Source organism: Cupriavidus sp. GW822-FHT02D05, from assembly GCF_058802485.1.
In genome coordinates, this window is sequence record NZ_JBXAOE010000007.1 from 84552 (window position 1) to 107804 (window position 23253).

Annotated in this window: 18 protein-coding genes; 17 read left to right on the forward strand and 1 reads right to left on the reverse strand. The window is 65.5% G+C overall.

Going from position 1 to position 23253, the window contains the following annotated elements:
* The 15 genes from gloB (at nucleotide 1) to AC1RQK_RS11365 (ending at nucleotide 19747) form a co-directional block, all read left to right on the forward strand.
* Nucleotides 1-804 (forward strand): hydroxyacylglutathione hydrolase, encoded by an 804-nt coding sequence (gloB, locus tag AC1RQK_RS11295; protein ID WP_492373905.1) that lies wholly within the window; start codon nucleotides 1-3, stop codon nucleotides 802-804.
* Between the two features lie 202 nt (nucleotides 805-1006).
* The gene (locus AC1RQK_RS11300; RefSeq protein ID WP_492809149.1) at nucleotides 1007-2692 is read left to right on the forward strand and encodes a transglycosylase SLT domain-containing protein; all 1686 of its coding nucleotides are present in this window, start codon (nucleotides 1007-1009) and stop codon (nucleotides 2690-2692) included.
* Between the two features lie 250 nt (nucleotides 2693-2942).
* Nucleotides 2943-4835, forward strand: a complete 1893-nt coding sequence (locus tag AC1RQK_RS11305) for a propionate--CoA ligase (RefSeq protein WP_492809150.1) — start codon at nucleotides 2943-2945, stop codon at nucleotides 4833-4835.
* Nucleotides 4836-5034: 199 nt separating this feature from the next.
* A complete protein-coding gene (locus AC1RQK_RS11310; protein ID WP_492809151.1) occupies nucleotides 5035-7434 on the forward strand; it encodes a bifunctional salicylyl-CoA 5-hydroxylase/oxidoreductase in 2400 nt (799 codons plus the stop codon).
* 2 nt (nucleotides 7435-7436) lie between these two features.
* Nucleotides 7437-8237 (forward strand): SDR family NAD(P)-dependent oxidoreductase, encoded by an 801-nt coding sequence (locus AC1RQK_RS11315; RefSeq protein ID WP_174423353.1) that lies wholly within the window; start codon nucleotides 7437-7439, stop codon nucleotides 8235-8237.
* 52 nt (nucleotides 8238-8289) lie between these two features.
* A complete protein-coding gene (locus AC1RQK_RS11320; RefSeq protein WP_492809152.1) occupies nucleotides 8290-9141 on the forward strand; it encodes an enoyl-CoA hydratase family protein in 852 nt (283 codons plus the stop codon).
* Nucleotides 9142-9156: 15 nt separating this feature from the next.
* Nucleotides 9157-10320, forward strand: coding sequence for an acyl-CoA dehydrogenase family protein (locus AC1RQK_RS11325; protein WP_492809153.1), 1164 nt, complete (start codon nucleotides 9157-9159; stop codon nucleotides 10318-10320).
* 54 nt (nucleotides 10321-10374) lie between these two features.
* The gene (locus AC1RQK_RS11330) at nucleotides 10375-12048 is read left to right on the forward strand and encodes an AMP-binding protein (RefSeq protein ID WP_492373899.1); all 1674 of its coding nucleotides are present in this window, start codon (nucleotides 10375-10377) and stop codon (nucleotides 12046-12048) included.
* Nucleotides 12045-12503 carry an acyl-CoA thioesterase gene (locus AC1RQK_RS11335; RefSeq protein WP_492373898.1) on the forward strand — a complete coding sequence of 153 codons (459 nt, stop codon included), beginning with the start codon at nucleotides 12045-12047 and terminating at the stop codon, nucleotides 12501-12503. The genes AC1RQK_RS11330 and AC1RQK_RS11335 overlap by 4 nt, the downstream gene beginning before the upstream one ends.
* A 76-nt stretch (nucleotides 12504-12579) precedes the next feature.
* Nucleotides 12580-12990, forward strand: a complete 411-nt coding sequence (locus AC1RQK_RS11340; protein WP_459371339.1) for a RidA family protein — start codon at nucleotides 12580-12582, stop codon at nucleotides 12988-12990.
* 357 nt (nucleotides 12991-13347) lie between these two features.
* Nucleotides 13348-14484 carry a glutamine-hydrolyzing carbamoyl-phosphate synthase small subunit gene (gene carA / locus AC1RQK_RS11345; protein WP_043347616.1) on the forward strand — a complete coding sequence of 379 codons (1137 nt, stop codon included), beginning with the start codon at nucleotides 13348-13350 and terminating at the stop codon, nucleotides 14482-14484.
* A 56-nt stretch (nucleotides 14485-14540) separates the two neighbouring features.
* The gene (gene leuE, locus AC1RQK_RS11350) at nucleotides 14541-15221 is read left to right on the forward strand and encodes a leucine efflux protein LeuE (RefSeq protein ID WP_492373897.1); all 681 of its coding nucleotides are present in this window, start codon (nucleotides 14541-14543) and stop codon (nucleotides 15219-15221) included.
* A 65-nt stretch (nucleotides 15222-15286) separates the two neighbouring features.
* A complete protein-coding gene (gene carB / locus AC1RQK_RS11355; protein WP_492373896.1) occupies nucleotides 15287-18535 on the forward strand; it encodes a carbamoyl-phosphate synthase large subunit in 3249 nt (1082 codons plus the stop codon).
* Between the two features lie 224 nt (nucleotides 18536-18759).
* A complete protein-coding gene (gene greA, locus AC1RQK_RS11360; RefSeq protein WP_043352072.1) occupies nucleotides 18760-19233 on the forward strand; it encodes a transcription elongation factor GreA in 474 nt (157 codons plus the stop codon).
* A 10-nt stretch (nucleotides 19234-19243) separates the two neighbouring features.
* Entirely contained in the window at nucleotides 19244-19747 is a 504-nt protein-coding gene (locus AC1RQK_RS11365; RefSeq protein ID WP_492809154.1) for a DUF4149 domain-containing protein, read from the forward strand.
* A gap of 77 nt (nucleotides 19748-19824) precedes the next feature.
* Here AC1RQK_RS11365 and AC1RQK_RS11370 read toward each other — a convergent pair whose 3' ends face one another.
* Nucleotides 19825-20322, reverse strand: coding sequence for a YhbY family RNA-binding protein (locus AC1RQK_RS11370; protein WP_043347609.1), 498 nt, complete (start codon nucleotides 20320-20322; stop codon nucleotides 19825-19827).
* A gap of 195 nt (nucleotides 20323-20517) precedes the next feature.
* Here AC1RQK_RS11370 and AC1RQK_RS11375 point away from each other — a divergent pair, with 195 nt between their 5' ends.
* Both AC1RQK_RS11375 and ftsH read left to right on the forward strand, forming a co-directional pair.
* Nucleotides 20518-21183: an RlmE family RNA methyltransferase gene (locus AC1RQK_RS11375; protein WP_043347605.1), complete on the forward strand. Its 666-nt coding sequence runs from the start codon at nucleotides 20518-20520 to the stop codon at nucleotides 21181-21183.
* A 104-nt stretch (nucleotides 21184-21287) separates the two neighbouring features.
* On the forward strand, nucleotides 21288-23171 hold the full coding sequence (ftsH, locus tag AC1RQK_RS11380; protein WP_150983315.1) for an ATP-dependent zinc metalloprotease FtsH: 1884 nt from the start codon (nucleotides 21288-21290) through the stop codon (nucleotides 23169-23171).
* The last annotated feature ends 82 nt before the right edge of the window (nucleotides 23172-23253 follow it).

Here is a 23253-nt window from a genome sequence, read left to right on the forward strand (position 1 = left end):
ATGTTGAAGGTGGAGCCGATTCCCGCATTCCAGGATAACTATATCTGGGCAATCCACGACGGTCACTGCGCCGCCGTGGTCGACCCGGGCGAAGCCGCGCCGGTCGAAGCCTTCCTGGCACGCGAGGGGCTGACGCTGGGCGCTATTGTAATCACCCACCACCATGGCGATCACCAGGGCGGGGTGGCCGGGTTGCTGGCGGCGCATCCCACCGCGCCGGATGGCGCCCCGTTGCCGGTCATTGGCCCGGCCGGCGAGCGCATCGGCGCACGTACCGTGGCGGTGCGCGAGGGCGATACCGTGAACGTGGTGCACCCGTCGCTGCAACTCAAGGTGCTCGACGTGCCGGGCCATACCGCCGGCCATGTCGCGTACGTGGCGGACCTGCCGGGCGCAGGGCCTTCGGTCTTCTGTGGCGATACGCTGTTTGCCAGCGGCTGCGGCCGCCTGTTCGAGGGCTCGCCGGCGCAGATGTTGTCGTCGCTGGACAAGCTGGCGGCGCTGCCCGGCGCCACCCGGGTGTACTGCGCCCACGAGTACACCCGCAGCAATGTGCGGTTCGCCCGCGCGGTGGAGCCGCATAATGCCGAGCTGGCAGCCTGGGAGGCACGGGTGGATGCGTTGCGCGCGGTCGGCACACCGACCGTGCCGACCACAATCGGGCAGGAGCGCGAGGTCAATCCCTTCCTGCGCTCGCGTGTGCCCGCGGTGCGCGAGGCGGTGGCGGCCCACGCCGGCGGGGTGGCCGGCAATGACGCAGCGGCCTTTGGCGCGCTGCGTGGCTGGAAAGATAATTTCCGCTGATTTGCGCTGATCCCCGCTTGCCGTTACGTCCTTCCGTGCGCCCGCAAGCCTTGGGCGCGCTTGGCCGGGACGGCGTTTTTCACGTACCCGATACGTCCCAGCCGGCCTCGGCCCAGTGCCGCGGCAGGGAGAATTTCATTGACGCGAAAGCCGCTTTTTCTTAGCATCAGGCAAATTTTTAGCGTCACGATTTGAGAACTTAATGAAAATTGGTCGATTACTGGCGGTAGTTGCGTGTGCCGCGCTGCTTGCAGCGTGTGCCAGCACGCCCACTCCGCCCGAGGGCGCCGATGGCGCCACAGCGACCGCCTCCGCTTCCAGGCCCGCGATTTCCAAGCCTGATCCGCTCAACTCGATCAACAGCGCAGGTGTCATCAACGTGGACCGCGACAGCCTGGACTGGTTGCGCGGGCCGTCGAGCGACATCTGGGACCGCATCCGCCGCGGCTTCGGCATGCCGGACCTGGAAGGCACGCTGGTTGACGATCGCACGCAGTGGTACGCGCAGCGCCCGGAATACATGGAACGGATGGTGGGGCGCTCAAGCCGCTACCTCTATCACATTGTCGAGGAGTTGGAGCGCCGCAAAATGCCCACGGAGCTGGCGCTGCTGCCGTTCGTGGAGAGCGCGTTCAACCCGCAGGCCGAGTCCACCGCCAAGGCGGCCGGCATGTGGCAGTTCATTCCCAGCACCGGCAAGAGCTATAACCTGAAGCAGAACATGTTCCGCGACGAGCGGCGGGATGTGCTGGCCTCGACCGACGCGGCGCTGGACTACCTGCAGCGGCTGTACGACATGTTCGGCGACTGGCAACTGGCGCTGGCGGCATATAACTGGGGCGAGGGCGCGGTGTCGCGCGCCATCGCGCGCAACCAGGCGCGCGGGCTGCCGACCGACTACGCCAGCTTGAGCATGCCCAACGAGACGCGCTATTACGTGCCGAAGCTGCAGGCGGTCAAGAACATCATTGCCAATCCCCAGATGTATGGGGTGAAGCTGCCGGATATTCCGGATCACCCGTACTTTGTCACGGTGACCACCTCGCGCGACATCGACGTCAAGCTGGCGGCCAAGCTCGCCAACCTGCCGCTCGACGAGTTCAAGGCGCTCAATCCGTCCTTCAACCGGCCGGTGATCCTGGGCGCGGCAAATCCGCAGATCCTGCTGCCCTTCGATAACGCCGAGCGCTTCCAGTACAACCTGAACACCTACCGTGGCGGCCTGTCGAGCTGGACGGCCGTGACGGTGGATAACCGCGAGCGCATCGAGGCACTGGCGGCACGGCTGAATATCGATGCGGACACGATTCGCGAGATCAACCGCATTCCCAAAGGCATGCGGCTGAAGGCCGGCTCCACGGTGGTGGTGCCGCGCTCCGAGGATCACAACCAGGACATCAGCGCCACGCTGGCTGAAAGCGCCACGATGGCCATGGAGCCAGACGTGCCGGACGCACGCCGCGTGGTGGTGCGGGCCGGGCGGCGCGATACGGTGGCAACGCTTGCGCATCGCTATGGCGTGTCGGCTGGCCAGGTGCAGTCCTGGAACAAGCTCTCCGGCACCAAGCTGGTGGCGGGGCAGAGCCTGGTGCTGATGGTGCCGGCGCGCTCCCGCTTCGTCAGCGCGCCCGAGCCGGCTCCCACCGCTACCGCGCTGGTCCCGGTGCGGGCCGAGCCGGCGCGGGGAACGGCCAAGGGGCGCGCCGCGCCGCGCCAGCGCGTGACGGTCGAGGCCGCGCCGCGCAAGGGCGCCGCGGCCACGGCAAGGTCATCGGCCAAGCCTGCGCCGACCGTTTCGGCAGCCAAGGCCAGCGCCAAGCCGGCCAGTGCCAAGGCGGCCAGCAAATCAGCGGCGGGGCCGGCGAAGACCAAGGCGCACGCGCGCTAAAGCGGTAGTGGGTTTGAGCCAGATCAAGGGCGTGCCAATGGCACGCCCTTTTGCCTGGTGCGGCGCATTGTGGGTAAGCCTTGCGTAAGGCGGCATGCGCAGACTGCGGGAACCAGTGGCTCGGATCGGCCACGGCATGCCAGGCGCCATGCCGCCCCGGTGGTGGCAAACTAGCGACAGCAAATCAATAAACCAACAAACAACCCCACAAACAAACCAATAACCCGCATCCAAGCGGAGGAGACAAGCCATGACGGCTACCCGTGCCTTGCACGCCCGCTCGCTGAGCGACCCCGAAGGCTTCTGGGCTGAACAGGCTCGCCGCATCGACTGGGAAACCCCGTTCGACACCGTGCTGGACGACAGCTGCCCGCCATTCACCCGGTGGTTCGTCGGTGGCCGCACCAATCTTTGCCATAACGCCGTCGATCGTCATCTGGCCGAGCGCGCGGACCAGGCCGCGCTGATCTACGTATCGACTGAAACCGGCCTGCACCGCACCTGCAGCTATGCCGAATTGCACGACGAGGTCAACCGCATGGCCGCAATCCTGCAGCAGCTGGGTGTGGTAAAGGGCGACCGCGTGCTGATCTACATGCCGATGATTCCCGAGGCCGCGTTTGCCATGCTGGCCTGCGCGCGCATTGGCGCCATTCATTCCGTCGTGTTCGGCGGCTTTGCCTCGGTGAGCCTGGCCGCGCGCATCGACGATGCGCAGCCGCGCGTGATCGTCAGTGCGGATGCCGGCTCGCGCGCCGGCAAGGTAGTGCCCTACAAGCCGTTGCTGGACGAGGCGGTGAAACTGGCCACGCACAAGCCGGAGCGCGTGCTGCTGGTGGATCGCCAGCTTTCCCCGATGGCGCTCACGCCTGGCCGCGATGAAGACTATGGCGCCTGGCGCGAGCGCGTTGGCACGGCGCGCGTGCCGTGCGTATGGCTCGAATCGAGCGAGCCGTCCTACGTGCTTTACACGTCCGGCACCACCGGCAAGCCCAAGGGCGTGCAGCGCGATACGGGCGGCTACGCGGTCGCGCTGGCGGCCTCGATGGAGTACATCTTCTGCGGCAAGGCTGGCGACACCATGTTCTCCAGTTCCGATATCGGCTGGGTGGTGGGGCACAGCTACATCGTCTACGGGCCGCTGCTGGCGGGCATGGCCACGATCATGTACGAAGGCACGCCGATCCGCCCGGACGGCGGCATCCTGTGGCAACTGGTGGAGCAGTACCGCGTGAACATCATGTTCAGCGCGCCCACCGCCATTCGCGTGCTGAAGAAGCAGGACCCGGCCTGGCTCACGCGCTACGACCTGTCCAGCCTGCGCCTGCTGTTCCTGGCCGGCGAGCCGTTGGATGAGCCCACCGCGAGCTGGATCCAGCAGGGCATCGGCAAGCCGGTGGTGGACAACTACTGGCAGACCGAGACGGGCTGGCCGATCATCGCGATCCAGCGCGGCCTTGACCCGCTGCCGGCCAAGCTCGGCTCGCCGGGCGTGCCGGTGTACGGCTACGACCTGAAGATCGTCGACGAGGCCACCGGGGCCGAATGCCCGCCGGGGCAAAAGGGCGTGGTCGCCATCGACGGGCCGCTGCCGCCGGGCTGCATGACCACGGTATGGGGCGACGACGAACGCTTCGTCAAGACGTATTGGTCCGGCGTGCCGGGACGGCGCTGCTATTCCACGTTCGACTGGGGTGTGCAGGACGAGGATGGTTATATCTTTATCCTCGGCCGTACCGACGATGTGATCAATGTGGCGGGCCACCGTCTTGGCACGCGCGAGATCGAGGAGAGCATTTCGTCGCACCCGGCAGTGGCCGAGGTAGCGGTGGTGGGTGTGCACGATGCGCTCAAGGGCCAGGTGGCGATGGCCTTTGTGATCGTGCGCGATGCGGGCCATACCGCCACCCAGCCAGACCGGCTGGCGCTGGAGGCCGATGTGATGAAGACGGTGGACCAGCAACTGGGGGCAGTGGCGCGCCCGGCACGCGTGTTCTTCGTCAACGCGCTGCCCAAGACGCGTTCCGGCAAGCTGCTGCGCCGTGCCATGCAAGCGGTGGCGGAAGGGCGTGACCCGGGCGACCTGACCACGATTGAGGATCCCACCGCACTCGCGCAGTTGCACACGGCGATGCAAGGCTGAAGGCAGGGGCGCCCGCCTTCCGGCTGGCGCTGCACTGCGCAAAAGATTGTCCTTGCCAGGGGGCCGCATGCCGACTAATATTTTAAGTATCAAATATTTAAGCATGATCTAGATGCGCTACCGGCGCATCGCATGTGCCGCACGGTTCTCCTGGAACTCAGAATCCCAGGGGCCACGCCGGCACGCAGGAGACGAAAAAATGCGAGTGCTCTGTATCGGCGGTGGCCCCTCGGGCCTGTACTTCGGCTTGCTGATGAAGCTGCGGGACCCATCCAACGAGGTCTACGTGGTGGAGCGCAACCGGCCCTATGACACCTTTGGCTGGGGCGTGGTGTTCTCCGATGCCACCATGGACAACCTCAAGCAGGCCGACCCGGTCAGCGCGGAGCAGATCAACGCGGCGTTCAACCACTGGGACGATATCGATATCCATATCGGCGGGCGCACCCTGCGCTCCGGCGGGCATGGCTTTATCGGCATCGGTCGCAAGCGCTTGCTCAACATCCTGCAGGCGCGTTGCGAGGCGCTCGGCGTGCACCTGGTGTTCGAGACCGACGTGACGGACGACCAGGAACTGGCGCGGCAATACCAGGCCGACATCGTGATTGCCGCCGATGGCATCAACAGCCGCGTGCGCGGGCGCTATGCCGAGACCTTTCAGCCCGATATCGATACCCGGCTGTGCCGCTTTGTCTGGCTCGGCACGCGCAAGCTGTTTGACGCCTTCACCTTCGCCTTTGAAAAAACCGAGCACGGCTGGTTCCAGGCCCATGCCTACCGCTTCGACGACAACACGTCGACGTTTATTGTCGAAGCGCCCGAAGATGTGTGGCGTGCCGCCGGCATCGAGCAGATGAGCCAGGAGGAGGGGGTGGCCTATTGCGAACGGCTGTTCGCCCGCTACCTCGATGGCAATGCGCTGATCAGCAACGCCACGCACCTGCGCGGCTCCGCCAACTGGATTCGTTTCCCCCGCGTGATCTGCGGCACCTGGGTGCGCTGGAACACGCTGGCCGATGGCCGCCGCGTGCCGGTGGTGCTGATGGGCGACGCCGCGCATACCGCGCATTTCTCGATCGGCTCCGGCACCAAGCTGGCGCTGGAAGACGCCATCGACCTGGCCAACAATATCCGCGATGCCGGCGCGGGCGGCGCCGACGTGCTGCCGCAGGCGCTGGAGCGCTACCAGGCCACCCGCAGCGTAGAAGTGCTCAAGATCCAGAATGCCGCGCGCAACTCCACCGAGTGGTTCGAAAATGTCGAGCGCTACGCGGGCTTGGCGCCGGAGCAGTTCGCCTATTCGCTGCTGACGCGCTCGCAGCGCATCTCGCACGAGAACCTGCGTGTGCGAGACCCCGGCTATGTCGAGGGTTTCGAGCGCTGGCTGGCGGGGCAGGCGGCTGCCAACGTCGCCAAGGCCACCAGCACCGGGCAGGCGGCCGAGGCTCGCGCCGTGCCGCCGATGTTCACGCCGTACCGCGTGCGCAATGTCACCTTGAAGAACCGCGTGGTGGTGTCGCCGATGGCCATGTACTCCTGCGAGGACGGCGTGCCGGGCGACTTCCACCTGACGCACCTGGGCGCGCGCGCGCTCGGCGGCGCGGGCATGGTGGTGGCGGAAATGACCTGCACCTCGCCGGATGCGCGCATTACCCCGGGCTGCCCGGGCTTGTGGAACGATGAGCAGCGCGATGCCTGGCGCCGCATTGTCGATTTCGTGCATGCCAACAGCGACGCACGTATCGCCATGCAGATCGGCCACGCCGGGCGCAAGGGCTCCACGCAACTCGGCTGGGAGCAGATGGACTATCCGCTCGCCGAAGGCAACTGGCCCGTGCTGTCGGCTTCGCCGCTGCCGTATATGCCGGGCATCTCGCAAGTGCCGCGCGAGATGAGCCGCGCCGATATGGACGCCGTGCGCGACGATTTCGTGGCCAGCGCGCGGCGCGCTGCCCAAGCCGGGTTCGACTGGTTGGAACTGCACTGCGCCCACGGCTACCTGCTCTCCAGCTTCATCTCGCCGCTGACCAATCAGCGCAGCGACGAATACGGCGGCTCGCTGCAAGCGCGGCTGCGCTACCCGCTGGAAGTCTTTGCCGCCGTGCGTGCCGTATGGCCGCAGGAGCGCCCGATGTCCGTGCGGATCTCGGCCCACGACTGGGTCGAAGGCGGGATCACGCCCGACGACGCGATCGAGATTGCGCGCGCCTTCAAGGCCGCGGGCGCCGACATGATCGACTGCTCGTCCGGGCAGGTGAGCCCGGACCAGGCACCGGTGTACGGCCGCATGTACCAGACGCCGTTTGCCGACCGCATCCGCAACGAAGCCGGCATCGCCACCATCGCTGTTGGCGCGATCTTCGAGGCGGATCACGTCGACAGCATCATCGCCGCCGGCCGCGCGGACCTGTGCGCGATTGCCCGTCCGCACCTGGCCGATCCCGCGTGGACCATTCACGAGGCGGCGCGGCTGGGGCATCGCGACCTGGCCTGGCCCAAGCAATACCAGGCCGGCAAGCGCCAGCTCGAGACCAATCTGGAGCGAGCGGCACAACTAGCCCGTCAAGCCCAGCAAGCCCGCCAGCCGGAGGATCACTGAGCATGAATGCGCATCTTTCCCTGCAGGGCCGGCACGCGCTGGTCACGGGCGGCGGGCGCGGCATCGGCGCTGCCATCGCGCGCCGCCTGCTCTCGCACGGCGCTAGCGTAACCCTGCTGGGCCGCGACGCGGCTACGCTGGCGGCCACCGCCGATACGCTGGCCGAGGCGGTCGTGTCGCCCGCCATGCTTTGCACTGTGGCGGCGGATATCTCGCAGGCCGACAGCGTGGCAGCGGCCTTTGCCGACGCCGCCGGCAAGGCCGGGCCCATCGACCTGCTGATCAACAATGCCGGCCAGGCGCGCAGCGCGCCGTTCGGCAAGACCGATCTTGCGCTATGGCAATCCATGCTCGAGGTCAACCTCACCGGCACCTTTCTCTGCACGCAGGCCGCGCTGCCGCACATGCTCGCCAACGGCTGGGGCCGCATCATCAATGTGGCCAGCACGGCCGGGCTGGTTGGCTATGGTTATGTGAGCGCCTATTGCGCGGCCAAGCACGGCGTGATTGGCCTGACCCGCGCGCTGGCGCTGGAAACGGCGAGCAGTGGTGTCACCGTCAATGCGGTCTGCCCCGGCTATACGGAAACCGACATCGTGCGCGACGCGGTCGCCAACATCGTGCGCAAGACCGGCCGTACCGAGGCGCAGGCCCGCGCCGAACTGGCCAAGGGCAATCCGCAGGGGCGGCTGGTGCAGCCCGACGAAGTCGCGGACGCCGTGGCGTGGCTGTGCCAGCCATCGGCCAGCGCGATTACCGGGCAGTCGATCGCCGTGGCCGGCGGCGAAGTCATGGCGGGTTGATCGCCAACGCATGCAAGCCAACCAGAATCAGAACGAACAAGCGAGAAACGAGATGAGTGAGATAGCACTGGACATGCGCCACCACAAGCGCAGCTTCGCCGGCTACCAGCCGCGGCACTTCCTGTGGTCGGTCTCGGCCGACGGCAAGGTCGGCACTGTGACGCTGAACCGCCCCGAGCGCAAGAACCCGCTCACGTTCGATTCCTACGCCGAGCTGCGCGACCTGTTCCGCGGCCTGTGCTACGCCACCGATATCAAGGCGGTGGTCATCACCGGCGCCGGCGGCAACTTCTGCTCCGGCGGCGACGTGCACGAGATCATTGGCCCGCTCACGCGCATGACCATGCCGGAGCTGCTGGAATTCACGCGCATGACCGGCGACCTGATCAAGGCCATGCGGGCTTGCCCGCAGCCCATCGTCAGCGCCGTCGACGGCATCTGCGCTGGCGCCGGCGCGATGATGGCGCTGGCCTCGGACATGCGTCTGGGCACGGTGCAGGCCAAGACCGCCTTCCTGTTCGTGCGGGTCGGACTGGCCGGCGCCGATATGGGCGCCTGCTCGCTGCTGCCGCGCGTGATCGGGCAGGGCCGTGCGAGCGAGCTGCTTTACACCGGCCGCGCGATGACCGCGGCGGAAGGGCTGCAGTGGGGCTTCTTCAATGCGCTGCATGCGCCGGACGCTGTGCTCGCCGAGGCGCAGGCACTGGCCGCGCAGATTGCGGCTGGCCCGACGTTCGCCCACGGCGTGACCAAGAAGCTGCTGCACCAGGAATGGAATATGGGCCTGGACGAAGCCATCGAGGCCGAGGCCGAGGCGCAGGCCATCTGCATGCAGACCCGGGATTTCCGCCGCGCCTACGACGCGTTCGTGGCCAAGACGCGCCCGGTGTTCGAAGGCGACTGAAAGGAATAGCAAGCCATGTCCGACAAAGGTTATCTCTGCCTGCCGTTCTTCGACGACGCGCACCGTGAACTAGAGCAACGGCTCGATGCGTGGGCCACGGCCTCGCTCAAGGTCGACCACAGCGACACCGATGCCGCCTGCCGAGCGCTGGTGCGCCAGCTCGGCGCGGCCGGCTGGCTGCGCTACTGCGTGCCAGCCGCCTACGGCGGCGCGCTCGACACGCTCGACTCGCGCTCGCTGTGCCTGCTGCGCGAAACGCTGGCCCGCCATGATGGCCTGGCCGACTTCGCCTTCGCCATGCAAGGCCTGGGCAGCGGCGCGATCACGCTGGCCGGCAGCGACGCCATGCGCGAACGCTACCTGCCGCGCGTGGCGCGCGGCGAGGCGATTGCCGCGTTCGCGTTGTCCGAGCCCGATGCCGGTTCCGATGTCGCCGCGATGCAATGCCGTGCTGTGCTGGATGGCGATCACTACGTGCTCGATGGCGTCAAGACCTGGATCTCCAACGGCGGCATCGCCGACTTCTATTGCGTCTTTGCCCGCACCGGCGAGGCGCCGGGTGCGCGCGGCATCTCCGCCTTTGTCGTGGATGCGCACACCCCCGGCCTGACCATCGCCGAGCGCATCGACGTGATGGCGCCGCACCCGCTTGCCACGCTGCGTTTCGAGAACTGCCGGGTGCCCGTCACCGCAAGGCTTGGCGAGGCAGGGCAGGGCTTCAAGGTGGCCATGATGACGCTGGACATCTTCCGCGCGTCGGTGGCTGCCGCCTCGCTGGGTTTTGGCCGCGCCGCGCTCGACGAAGCACTGGCCCGTGCCACCGCGCGGCCGATGTTCGGCGGCGTGCTGGCGGACCTGCAACTGACGCAGGCCGCCATCGGCGACATGGCCACCGCCATCGATTCGGCGGCGCTGCTGACCTACCGCGCCGCGTGGCTGCGCGATGTGGCCGGCGTGCGCACCACGCGCGAAGCTGCCATGGCCAAGATGGTCGCCACCGAGAACGCGCAACAGGTGATTGATCGCGCGGTGCAGATGTTCGGTGGCCTTGGCGTCAAGGTCGGCACGCGCGTGGAAAGCCTGTATCGCGAGATCCGTTCCTTGCGGATCTACGAGGGCGCCACCGAAGTGCAGAAGCTGATCATCGCGCGCGAAACGCTGGCGCAGCACCGCGCTTAGCGAGAACGCACCACCTTTACCAGCATCACCAGAATGAAGGAAGCGGAGACAACCATGGCGAGCACAGCCCACCTCGATACCTATGCACTGGACCGCTTGCCGCCCCCGCAGCAGTGGCCGGCGTTCCTGTTCAACGCCGATACCCGGTATCCGGAGCGCATGAACTGCGCGCTCGAACTGGTCGAGCGCCACGTGCGCGAGGGGCGCGGCGAGCGCGTGGCAATCCGCTACGAGCAAGACGGTGCGCACCGTACCGTCAGCTATGCCGAACTGGCTGCGCTATCGAATCGCATTGCCCATGTGCTGACCGGCGACATGAAGCTGGTGCCGGGCAATCGGGTGCTGCTGCGCGGCCCAAACAACCTGATGATGGCGGCGTGCTGGCTGGCCGTGGTCAAGGCGGGCCTGATCGCAGTGCCGACCATGCCGCTGCTGCGCGCGAAGGAGCTCAAGCAGGTGATCGACCGTGCGGCAGTCAGCGCCGCGCTGTGCGACGAACGCCTGCGCGAGGAGCTGGAGGCCAATCTCAAGCCAGGCGGCGAGCACCATTGCCCGAGCCTGACCCAGGCGCTGTACTTCAACGGCAGCGGCGCCGGTTCGGTAGAAGCCGCGATGGCGAACAAGCCCGAGCGCTTCGAAGCCTGCGATACCGCGGCCGATGATATCTGCCTGATTGCCTTCACCAGCGGCACTACGGGGCAGCCCAAGGGCACGGTGCATTTCCATCGTGACGTGATCGCGATGTGCGACCTGTTTCCGCGTCACGTCCTCAAGCCCGGCCCGGACGATATCTTCTGCGGCACGCCGCCGCTGGCCTTTACGTTTGGCCTTGGCGGCATCCTGTGCTTCCCGCTGCGGGTCGGGGCTTCCACCGTGCTGGCCGAACGGCTCACGCCCGAAAGCCTGCTGGCGCTGATCCAGGCCTGGCGCGCCACCATCGTGTTCACCGCGCCGACCTTCTATCGGCAGATGGCAGCGCTGGCACCGGGCTACGATCTGTCCAGCCTGCAGAAGAGCGTGTCGGCAGGCGAGGCGCTGCCGGACGCCACGCGCCAGAGCTGGAAGGCGGCCACGGGCATCGAGATGACCGACGGCATCGGCGGCACCGAGATGATGCATATCTTTATTTCCAGCGCGGGCGCGGACGTGCGGCCCGGTGCCATCGGCAAGGTGGTGCCCGGCTATATCGCGCAGATCGTCGACGAGCAGATGCAACCCGTGCCGCATGGCACGGTTGGCAAGCTGGCGGTGCGTGGTCCCACCGGATGCCGCTACCTGGACGACCCGCGCCAGGCCAACTATGTAAAGGACGGCTGGAACCTGCCGGGTGATACCTTCAAGGCGGATGCCGACGGCTACTACTACTACCAGGCACGCTCCGACGACATGATCGTCTCGGCCGGCTACAACATCGCCGGGCCGGAAGTGGAGAGCGCGCTGATGCGCCACGAGGCGGTGGCCGAGTGCGGCGTGGTCGGCATGCCCGACCCCGAGCGCGGCCAGATTGTTGCTGCCTATGTGGTGCTGCGCCCGGGCGTGGCGGCAAGCGACGAGACTTGCGCGGCACTGCAGTCCTACGTCAAGGCCGAGATCGCACCGTACAAGTATCCGCGCAAGGTGATTTTTGTCGATGCGCTGCCGCGCACCGAGACCGGCAAGCTGCAGCGTTTCCGTCTGCGGCAGATGGCCGAGCAGGGCGGGGCACCGGAGGGTGCGAGGCAGCCGTGAACGCGTTCTTCAGCAACAGCGCGCGGGTGCGCTTCAAGGATTGCGATGCTGCCGGCATCGTGTTCTTTCCGCGCTACTTTGAGATGCTCAACGACTTGGTCGAGGACTGGTTCCGCGACGCGCTCGGCTGGTCGTTCGCCGAAATGCATGGCGCAGGGCGGGCCGGCGTGCCGACGGCGGAATTGTCCACCCGCTTTGTCGCGCCCAGTCGCCTGGGCGAATTGTTGACGCGGGAGCTGCGCGTGACGCAGCTGGGTCGCAGCAGCTTTTCGTTGCGGGTGCGCTTTGTCGGGCCGGCAGGGGACGTGCGGGTGGAGATCGCGCAGCGGCTGGTATGCGTGGATACCGCGCAGATGACGTCGCGCGCGCTGCCGCCGGAAGTCCGCTCGGCCATGGAGCGCTTCCTGGCGCCCGATGCCCCGGCGGCCGCACCGATGTACCCGTCCGGGGCGTAGGGCGAAGCCGGCCAAACAAAAAAACAAGATCCCAATCCTAGATCCTGACCACTTCTTACCTTACGGAAAACCGACCATGAAGATTCTCCAGCCACCAGACTGGGCCGCGCCACGCGGCTACTCGAACGGCACCATGACCGAAATGCAGGTGGGCAGCCGCCTGCTCTTCGTCGGCGGACAGATCGGCTGGAACGGCCTGTGCGAGTTCGAGACCGATGACTTCGCCGAGCAGGTTGGCCAGGCGCTGCGCAATATCGTGGCGGTGCTGGCGGCGGGCGGCGCGCGTCCGGAGCACATCGTGCGCATGACCTGGTATGTGAAGGACAAGGTGGAATATGTGGCGGCCTACCGCGCCATCGGCGAGCACTATCGCGCCACCATCGGGCGTCATTTTCCGGCCATGACGGCGGTGGAAGTGGCCGATCTGGTGGAGGCGCGCGCCAAGGTGGAGATCGAGGTGACAGCGGTGGTGCCGGCCGGCGAATGACGCCATCGGCCCGGCATGCCGCCGGGCTGCCGGGCCCGTTGAGGAGGGTGGAGGCGTCCGCAAGTCCTTGATAACTTGAGAAAATGGGTGGCGCGGGGTATAATCCAAAAGTTTCGCTTTCAGAACCCCTCACCCTAGCGCCTACCGAATTCCACCTTCCGCCGCCCCCATTTCGCCCTGGCTCCGCCGCATTGTTTTATGTGGCGTATCGAGCACCGAGCGAACGGCCCCGGCGACAAGCATCGCGCCCAGTCGACGAAATCGACAATCCGCGCGCTGCCTGTCGCCCCGCCGGACAAACGGGGCAAGAGGCGTTGAGCAGGTCGGTCACGGGGTGAATCCAGCAGGAGCCTACCCGTGTTACCGTCTTTTCCGTCCGCCATTCTCGCGCTTGCAGACGGCACGGTCTTTCGTGGCTATTCCATTGGCGCTTCCGGCCATACCATCGGCGAAGTGGTGTTCAACACCGCGCTGACCGGTTACCAGGAAATCCTCACCGACCCCAGCTATTCCCGGCAGATCGTCACGTTGACGTATCCGCATATCGGCAATGTCGGGGTCAATACTGAGGATGTCGAAGCCACGAAAGTCCATGCCGCCGGCCTGATCATCAAGGATCTGCCGCTCCTGGCCTCCAACTTCCGCAAGGAACATTCCCTCGGCCATTACCTGAAGCAGGAAAAGGTGGTGGCGATTGCCGGCATCGATACCCGCAAGCTGACCCGTATCCTGCGCGAGAAGGGTGCGCAGAACGGCTGCATCCTCGCTGGCGAGGACAATGTGCAAAAGGCCATCGACCTGGCGCGTTCCTTCCCCGGCCTGGCCGGCATGGACCTGGCCAAGGTGGTGTCGGTCAAGGAACCGTACGAATGGAACCAGACCGAATGGGTGCTGGGCCAGGGCTACGGCAAGCTGGAGTCGCCGCGTTTCCACGTGGTGGCCTTTGACTACGGCGTGAAGTTCAACATCCTGCGCATGCTGGCCGCACGCGGCTGCAAGGTGACCGTGCTGCCGGCGCAAGCCAGCGCGGAAGATGCCCTGGCGCTCAACCCGGACGGCGTATTCCTGTCGAACGGCCCAGGCGATCCCGAGCCCTGCGACTACGCGATCCGTGCCACCCGTGAGTTCATCGCCCGCGGCATCCCGACGTTCGGCATCTGCCTGGGCCACCAGATCATGGCCCTGGCCGCCGGCGCCAAGACGCTGAAGATGAAGTTCGGCCACCATGGCGCGAACCATCCGGTGAAGGACCTCGACGACGGCCGCGTGGTGATCACCTCGCAGAACCACGGTTTTGCGGTGGACGCCGACACCCTGCCCGCCAACGTGCGCGCCACCCACGTGTCGCTGTTCGACGGCTCGCTGCAGGGCTTCGCGCTGACCGACAAGCCGGCATTCTGCTTCCAGGGCCACCCGGAAGCCTCGCCGGGCCCGCACGACGTGGCTTACCTGTTCGACCGCTTCACCAAGATGATGGCGGACGCACGCCAGTAAGCACGTTCAAGCCAAGACGAGACGTTACGTAGACAAGCAGACCGCAGGACGACCCGATGAACGCCTTCATGCATACCGCGCTGGGCATTACCGATTTCTGGACCTTTGTGCTCGGCACGATCTTTATCGTGCTGCTGCCGGGGCCGAACTCGATGTATGTGCTATCCGTTGCGGCGCAACGCGGCGTGCGCGAAGGCTACAAGGGTGCCTGCGGGGTGTTCCTGGGGGACGCCATCCTGATGGTGCTGTCGGCGGCGGGCGTGGCCTCGCTGCTCAAGGCCAGCCCCGCCTTGTTCTACGTGGTGAAGACCATCGGTGCCGCTTATCTGGGCTGGATCGGTTTCCAGATGCTGCGCGGTGCCGTGCGCGCATGGTTGAGCCGTGGCAGCGATGGCGGGACGGCGGCGCAGGTTCAAACGCCTGTGGACCGCGCGGTCAGCCCGTTCCGCAAGGCACTGGTGGTGAGCCTGCTCAACCCCAAGGCCATCCTGTTCTTCATCTCCTTCTTCATCCAGTTCGTCGATCCGCAGTTCGGCTACCCGGCGCTGTCGTTTGTCGCGCTGGGGCTGGTGTGCCAGTTGTGCAGCTTCGCCTACCTGACCGCGATCATCTTCGTGGGCGCCAGGCTGGCCGAAGCATTTCGCCGCCGACGACGCCTGTCGGCGGGCATGGCGAGCGGGGTAGGCGCCATGTTCATCGGCTTCGGCGCCAAGCTGGCGACGGCCACCCTGAACTGAATCGAATCCTGATATCCGGTGCGGCCCGCGCGATGGTGCGGGCCGGCCAATAATGAGAGCGTGCAATGCCAAAGCGCACAGACATAAAGAGCATCCTGATCATCGGCGCCGGCCCCATCATCATCGGGCAGGCGTGCGAGTTCGACTATTCCGGCGCCCAGGCCTGCAAGGCGCTGCGCGAGGAAGGTTTCAAGGTCGTGCTGGTGAATTCGAACCCGGCCACGATCATGACCGATCCCAACACGGCCGATGTGACCTACATTGAGCCGATTACCTGGGAAGTGGTCGAGCGCATCATTGAAAAAGAGCGTCCCGACGCCATCCTGCCGACCATGGGCGGCCAGACCGCGCTGAACTGCGCGCTGGACCTGCATCGCCATGGCGTGCTGGCAAAGTACAACGTCGAGTTGATCGGCGCGTCGCCGGAAGCCATCGACAAGGCCGAGGACCGCCAGAAGTTCAAGGAAGCGATGACCAAGATCGGCCTGGGCTCGGCCAAGTCCGGCATCGCCCACTCGATGGAAGAAGCGCTGGCCGTGCAGACGCAGATCGCCAAGGAAACCGCGACCGGCGGCTACCCGATCGTGATCCGCCCGTCCTTCACGCTGGGCGGCTCCGGCGGCGGCATTGCCTACAACCGCGAAGAATTCGAGGAAATCTGCAAGCGCGGCCTGGATCTCTCGCCGACCCGCGAACTGCTGATCGAAGAGTCGCTGCTGGGCTGGAAAGAGTATGAGATGGAAGTGGTCCGCGACAAAAAGGACAACTGCATCATCATCTGCTCGATCGAGAACCTGGACCCGATGGGCATCCACACCGGCGACTCCATCACGGTGGCGCCCGCCCAGACCCTGACCGACAAGGAATACCAGATCCTGCGTAACGCCTCGCTGGCGGTGCTGCGCGAGATCGGCGTCGATACCGGCGGCTCCAACGTGCAGTTCTCGATCAACCCGGCCGATGGCCGCATGATCGTGATTGAGATGAACCCGCGCGTATCGCGTTCGTCGGCGCTGGCCTCCAAGGCCACCGGCTTCCCGATCGCCAAGGTTGCCGCCAAGCTGGCGGTGGGCTACACGCTGGACGAGCTGAAGAACGAGATCACCGGCGGCGCGACCCCGGCCTCGTTCGAGCCGTCGATCGACTACGTGGTCACCAAGGTGCCGCGTTTCGCGTTCGAGAAATTCCCGCAGGCCGACAGCCACCTGACCACGCAGATGAAGTCCGTGGGTGAAGTGATGGCCATGGGCCGTACCTTCCAGGAATCTTTCCAGAAGGCCCTGCGCGGCCTGGAAGTGGGCGTGGACGGCCTGGATGACAAGTCCACCGACCGCGACGAGATCGTCGAAGAAATCGGCGAAGCCGGCCCGGACCGCATCTGGTACGTGGGCGACGCCTTCCGTATCGGCATGTCGCTGGAAGAAGTGCACGCCGAGACCGACATCGACCCGTGGTTCCTTGCCCAGATCGAAGACATCGTCAAGACCGAGACCCTGGTCAAGGCACGCAAGCTGGACAGCCTGTCGGCCGCCGAGCTGCGTCACCTGAAGCAGAAGGGGTTCTCGGACCGCCGCCTGGCCAAGCTGATGGGCGCCGAGCCTGCAGCCGTGCGCGCTGCGCGCCATGCCGCCGGCGTGCGCCCGGTGTACAAGCGCGTGGACACCTGCGCCGCCGAGTTCGCCACCAACACCGCCTACATGTACGGCACGTATGAAGCCGAACACGGCGAGTGCGAAGCCGACCCCACCACCAATCGAAAGATCATGGTGCTGGGCGGCGGCCCGAACCGGATCGGCCAGGGCATCGAGTTCGACTACTGCTGCGTGCACGCCGCGCTGGCGCTGCGCGAAGACGGGTACGAGACCATCATGGTCAACTGCAACCCGGAAACCGTGTCGACCGACTACGACACCTCGGACCGCCTCTACTTCGAGCCGCTGACGCTCGAAGACGTGCTGGAAATCGTCGACCGCGAAAAGCCCGTCGGCGTGATCGTGCAGTATGGCGGCCAGACCCCGCTGAAGCTGGCGCTGGACCTGGAAGCCAACGGCGTGCCCATCATCGGCACCAGCCCCGACATGATCGATGCCGCCGAAGACCGCGAGCGTTTCCAGAAGCTGCTGCATGAACTGGGCCTGCGCCAGCCGCCCAACCGCACCGCCCGTGCCGAGGACGAAGCGCTGCGCCTGGCCACCGAGATCGGCTATCCGCTGGTGGTGCGCCCGTCGTACGTGCTGGGCGGCCGCGCGATGGAAATCGTGCATGAGCCGCGCGACCTGGAGCGCTACATGCGCGAGGCCGTCAAGGTCTCGCATGACTCCCCGGTGCTGCTGGACCGCTTCCTGAACGACGCCATCGAGTGCGACGTCGATGCCCTGTGCGACGGCCAGCGCGTGTTTATCGGCGGCGTGATGGAGCATATCGAGCAAGCCGGCGTGCACTCGGGCGACTCCGCCTGCTCGCTGCCCCCGTACTCGCTGGCGCAAGCCACCGTGGACGAGCTCAAGCGCCAGACCGCGGCGATGGCCAAGGCCCTCAATGTGATCGGCCTGATGAACGTGCAGTTCGCCATCCAGCAAGTCAATGGCGAGGATATCGTCTACGTGCTGGAAGTGAACCCGCGCGCCTCGCGTACCGTGCCTTATGTGTCCAAGGCCACCGGCCTGTCGCTGGCCAAGATCGCCGCGCGCTGCATGGCGGGCCAGACGCTCGACTCGCAAGGCGTGTTCGATGAAGTGGTGCCCCCGTACTTCAGCGTCAAGGAAGCGGTGTTCCCCTTCAACAAGTTCCCCGGCGTCGACCCGGTGCTCGGACCAGAGATGCGCTCCACCGGCGAGGTGATGGGCGTGGGCAAGACCTTCGGCGAAGCCCTCTTCAAGAGCCAGCTGGCCGCGGGCTCGCGCCTGCCGGAGAAGGGCACCGTGTTGCTGACCGTCAAGGACAGCGACAAGCCGCACGCGGTTGGCGTGGCGCGCATGCTGCACGACATGGGTTACCCGATTGTCGCCACCCGCGGCACCGCGTCGGCCATCGAAGCCGCCGGCATCCCGGTGCGCGTCGTCAACAAGGTGAAGGACGGCCGTCCGCACATCGTCGACATGCTCAAGAATGGCGAGCTGGCGCTGGTGTTCACCACCGTGGACGAAACCCGTACCGCCATCGCCGACTCGCGCTCGATTCGTATCTCGGCGCTGGCCAGCCGGGTGCCTTACTACACCACCATCGCCGGCGCGCGCGCCGCGGTGGAGGGCCTCAAGCACATGCAGAGCCTGGAGGTCTATGACCTGCAAAGCCTGCACGCCTCGCTGGCCTGAAGCGCGAAGACCGATAGACGGTAGAGTGGACGGCTGAAGGCCTCCGGGCCGCCCGCAGTTGCTGCGGGCGGCCGTCTTGGCCTAAACTAACAGCAATTTCGTCGATCTAACCGTCGATACAACCTGACAACCTCAAAGCCGCGGTTGAGCGGAAGTGCCCCGGGCAGTGATGCCGGCGCATGGTTCCTGCTCCGCTGCGGCTCATTTTTTTGTTGAACGAAGACATGAGCATTCCGATTACCAAGCGCGGTGCCGAGCTGCTGAAAGAGGAACTGCAGCGCCTGAAGGCCGTCGAACGTCCCGCCGTGATCAACGCCATTTCCGAAGCGCGTGCGCAAGGCGACCTCTCCGAGAACGCCGAGTACGACGCCGCCAAGGAAAAGCAGGCCTTTATCGAAGGCCGGATCATCGAGGTGGAGTCCAAGCTGTCGGCGGCGCAGGTCATCGACCCGACCCAGCTCGATACCGACGGCCGGATCGTGTTTGGCGCTACCGTCGACCTCGAAGACCTGGAATCGGGCAAGCCCGTGAGCTACCAGATCGTCGGCGACGACGAGGCCGACCTGGATAGCGGCAAGATTTCCGTCAGCTCGCCGATCGCGCGTGCACTGATCGGCAAGTTCGAGGGCGATGTGGCGATCGTGCTGGCCCCTGGCGGCGAGCGCGAATACGAAGTCATCACGGTTCGCTACGTCTGAACGAGGCTGCGTGTTCTCTTCCTCCTATTCGAGCCTGCCGCCGCTGCCGCATCGGATCTTCCTCCTGCTGACCGTAGTCTGGGCCGGCAGTCTGTGGACAGTGGGCTACATGGTGGCCCCGACGTTGTTTTCCGTGCTGCCCAGCCGCGAGACGGCAGGCTTGATCGCCGGGCAGCTGTTCCGGACCGAGGCCATCCTCGGCGTGGTGGTCGGTGTGCTGCAGCTGGCGCTGTGCAACCTGATGATCCGCCGTGGCGCGGGACGCTATCGCGGCCTGCGCTGGCTTGTGCTGGGCATGCTGCTGTGCGTGCTGGCGGGGTATTTCGGTATCCAGCCCTTCATGGAAAACCTGAAGGAGAAGGCGACGGCGCTTGGCGTGGGCGTGTCCGACTCGCCCTATAAGGGGCAATTCGGCATGCTGCATGGGGTGTCCAGCGTGTTCTACCTGGTGCACAGCGTGCTGGCGCTGGTCACCGTGTGGCGCGCAGCGGCGCCGCGCTCGGCTGGCGAGTGAGACCGAAGGGGCGAGCCCAGGTGGCCGTCCCTTGCCATGCCAGCGGCCCAGGCGGGCGCGCTGGCATGGCTTCGACATTAGTCGAGCGCTTTCTTCTTCTGGCTGGTCGGGCGGACGCGCGCGCGCTTGACGTTGCCGCCGGCGGTGACGCGTTCATTGCCCAGCACCGTCACTTGCGAGCGCTTGGGGCGCCGATTGGGCGCGGCGCTAGGCTTCTTGACCGTGACAGTGCGCGGGGCGGCGCCGCCCCGCGGGGCCAGGCGGCCCAGTTCCTGCGGACGATTTTCCTTCAGGACGGCCGGGCCCGGGCGCCATACCACCAGCAGCTTGCCGATATGCTGGATCGGAGCGGCGTCCAGATCTTCGCAGATGGTTTCGTACATGGCGATGCGGCTTTCGCGGTCGTCGCCGAATACGCGGATTTTGATCAGGTCGTGAGAGGCCAGGCTACGATCGATTTCGGCCAGGACGGGACGCGTCAGACCCTCGCCGCCGATCATCACGACCGGATTGAGGCCATGGGCACGGGAGCGGAGTTCTGAACGCTGGGCGGGAATAAGTTGAAGAGCGGGCATAAGTAAAGCGCAGGCGAGGGCGCAAATGGGCGCGCAAGTGGTGCGCAAACCAAGGCACCGAAGTGCCGAAAAAGCGAATCGGCGCGTATTATCCGTCAAACTGGCGCGGTCAGGCTGCAAAAACAGCAAAACGAGTGAAAAACGCACGGGCGGCCGCGGGCCGGCGGCGTTTTTCTCCATACAGATGTATCCGGAATGGCCAAGAACAAATTCAATCAGGCGTGGTTGCACGACCATATCAACGATCCCTACGTCAAATTGGCGCAGCGCGAGGGCTATCGGGCCCGCGCAGCGTATAAGCTGAAGGAGATCGACGAGCAGGACAAGCTGATCCGCCCCGGCCAGGTCATTGTCGACCTCGGCGCGGCCCCCGGCAGCTGGAGCCAGTACGCCCGCAACAAGCTGGCGGCGTCTTCGCGCGCCAAGGACGGCGGCATCGACGGCGCGGTAATTGCCATCGACCTGTTGCCGATGGAGGCTGTCGCCGACGTCACATTTATCCAGGGTGACTTCCGCGAGGAGGACGTATTTCGCCAATTGGAGGAAATCGTGCTGCAAGCGTCCGGCGGCGCGAAGATTGATCTTGTTTTGTCGGACATGGCCCCCAATTTGTCCGGTGTAGCCTTTGCCGATGCGGCCCGTATCGATTACTTATGTGACCTGGCGCTGGAATTTGCCCAGGCCCATCTGAAGCCGGAGGGCTCATTGCTGGTAAAGTGTTTCCATGGCAGCGGTTACAGCCAGATCGTGGAGAAGTTCAAGCGCCAGTTCAAGGTGGTCGCGAAACGCAAGCCCAAGGCGTCACGCGATAAGTCTTCCGAGACCTTCATTCTTGGGCGTTTCCTCAAGTCGGCGGGGTGAAGCGGTGCCTATCGCTTCGATGAATTTGCTTTTTACCCCGACGCCGGGCGCTGCATTACAATGCAGCTATCCCGTTGGCAAGGCGTTCGTAAAGGAGTTTGGCCTTGAATAACAACCTGTTTCAAAAGGCGGCAATCTGGCTCGTGATCGCGCTGGTGTTGTTTACCGTCTTCAAGCAGTTCGACAAGCCCCGCACGCAGGAAGGCGTCACCTATTCGCAGTTCATGGATGATGCCAAGGCCGGCAAGGTGGGCCGGGTTGACGTGCAAGGCCGCAATCTGGTGGTGACGCCCAAGGAAGGGCAAAAGTACACCATCATTTCGCCGGGCGACATCTGGATGGTTGGCGACCTGATGAAGTTCGGCGTCCAGGTCACCGGCAAGGCAGACGACGAGCCCAACATGCTGGTGCAGGCCCTGTATTACCTCGGACCCACCCTGCTGATCATCGTGTTCTGGTTCTACATGATGCGGCAGATGCAGGGCGGCGGGAAAGGCGGTGCCTTCTCCTTTGGCAAGTCGCGCGCGCGCCTGATCGATGAAAACCAGAATGCAGTCACTTTCCAGGACGTCGCCGGTTGCGATGAATCCAAGGAAGAAGTGATCGAACTGGTGGACTTCCTCAAGGATCCGCAGAAATTCCAGAAGCTGGGCGGCCGTATCCCGCGCGGCGTGCTGCTGGTCGGCCCTCCGGGCACCGGCAAGACGCTGCTGGCGCGTGCCATCGCCGGCGAAGCCAAGGTGCCGTTCTTCAGCATCTCCGGCTCGGACTTCGTTGAAATGTTCGTCGGCGTGGGCGCGGCCCGTGTCCGCGACATGTTCGAGAATGCCAAGAAGCAGGCTCCCTGCATCGTCTTCATCGATGAAATCGATGCGGTTGGCCGTCACCGTGGCGCCGGCATGGGCGGCGGCAACGACGAGCGCGAGCAGACCCTCAACCAGATGCTGGTCGAGATGGACGGTTTCGAGGCGAACTCGGGCGTGATCGTGATCGCCGCGACCAACCGTTCGGACGTCCTGGACAAGGCGCTGCTGCGCCCGGGCCGTTTCGACCGCCAGGTGTATGTCGGCCTGCCCGACATCCGCGGCCGCGAGCAGATCCTCAAGGTCCACATGCGCAAGGTGCCGATCGGCAACGACGTCGACGCCTCGGTGATTGCACGTGGTACCCCGGGCTTCTCCGGCGCCGACCTGGCCAACCTGGTCAACGAAGCCGCACTGTTCGCCGCCCGCCGCAGCAAGCGCGTGGTCGACATGCAGGACTTCGAGGACGCCAAGGACAAGATCTACATGGGCCCGGAGCGCAAGTCCACGGTCATGCGTGAGGAAGAACGCCGCGCAACCGCGTACCACGAGTCCGGCCATGCGGTGGTGGCCAAGCTGCTGCCCAAGGCGGATCCGGTGCACAAGGTCACCATCATGCCGCGCGGCTGGGCACTGGGCGTGACCTGGCAGCTGCCGGAGCACGACAAGTACTCGAAGTACAAGGACAACATGCTTGACGAGATCGCCATCCTGTTTGGCGGCCGCGCGGCGGAAGAGGTCTTCCTCAACGCCATGAGCACTGGTGCTTCCAATGACTTCGAGCGCGCCACCAAGACGGCTCGCGACATGGTCACCCGCTTCGGCATGAGCGACACCCTGGGCACCATGGTGTACGTGGATACCGAGCAAGATGGCATGTTCGGCAAGATGTCGTCCAAGACGGTGTCGGAAGCTACCCAGGTCAAGGTCGATGCGGAAATCCGCCGCATCGTCGACGAGCAATATGGCCTGGCCAAGCGCCTGCTCGAAGAAAACCGCGACAAGGTCGAAGCCATGACTGCGGCCCTCATGGAATGGGAAACCATCGATGCGGACCAGGTCAACGACATCATGGCGGGCAAGCCGCCGCGGCCGCCGCGTGGCGCGTCCAGCCAGAACGGTGGTGGCAACACGCCGTCGGGCGGCTCGCCGGTGGCCCCGACCAACGCTCCGGCCACGGCCTGAGCGGATGGCCGGCACGATAGTGTCGTCGGCGTTCCGGTAATCCGGATCGCGCCGGCGCGGTTGTCGTGGTTGTAGCGGTCGT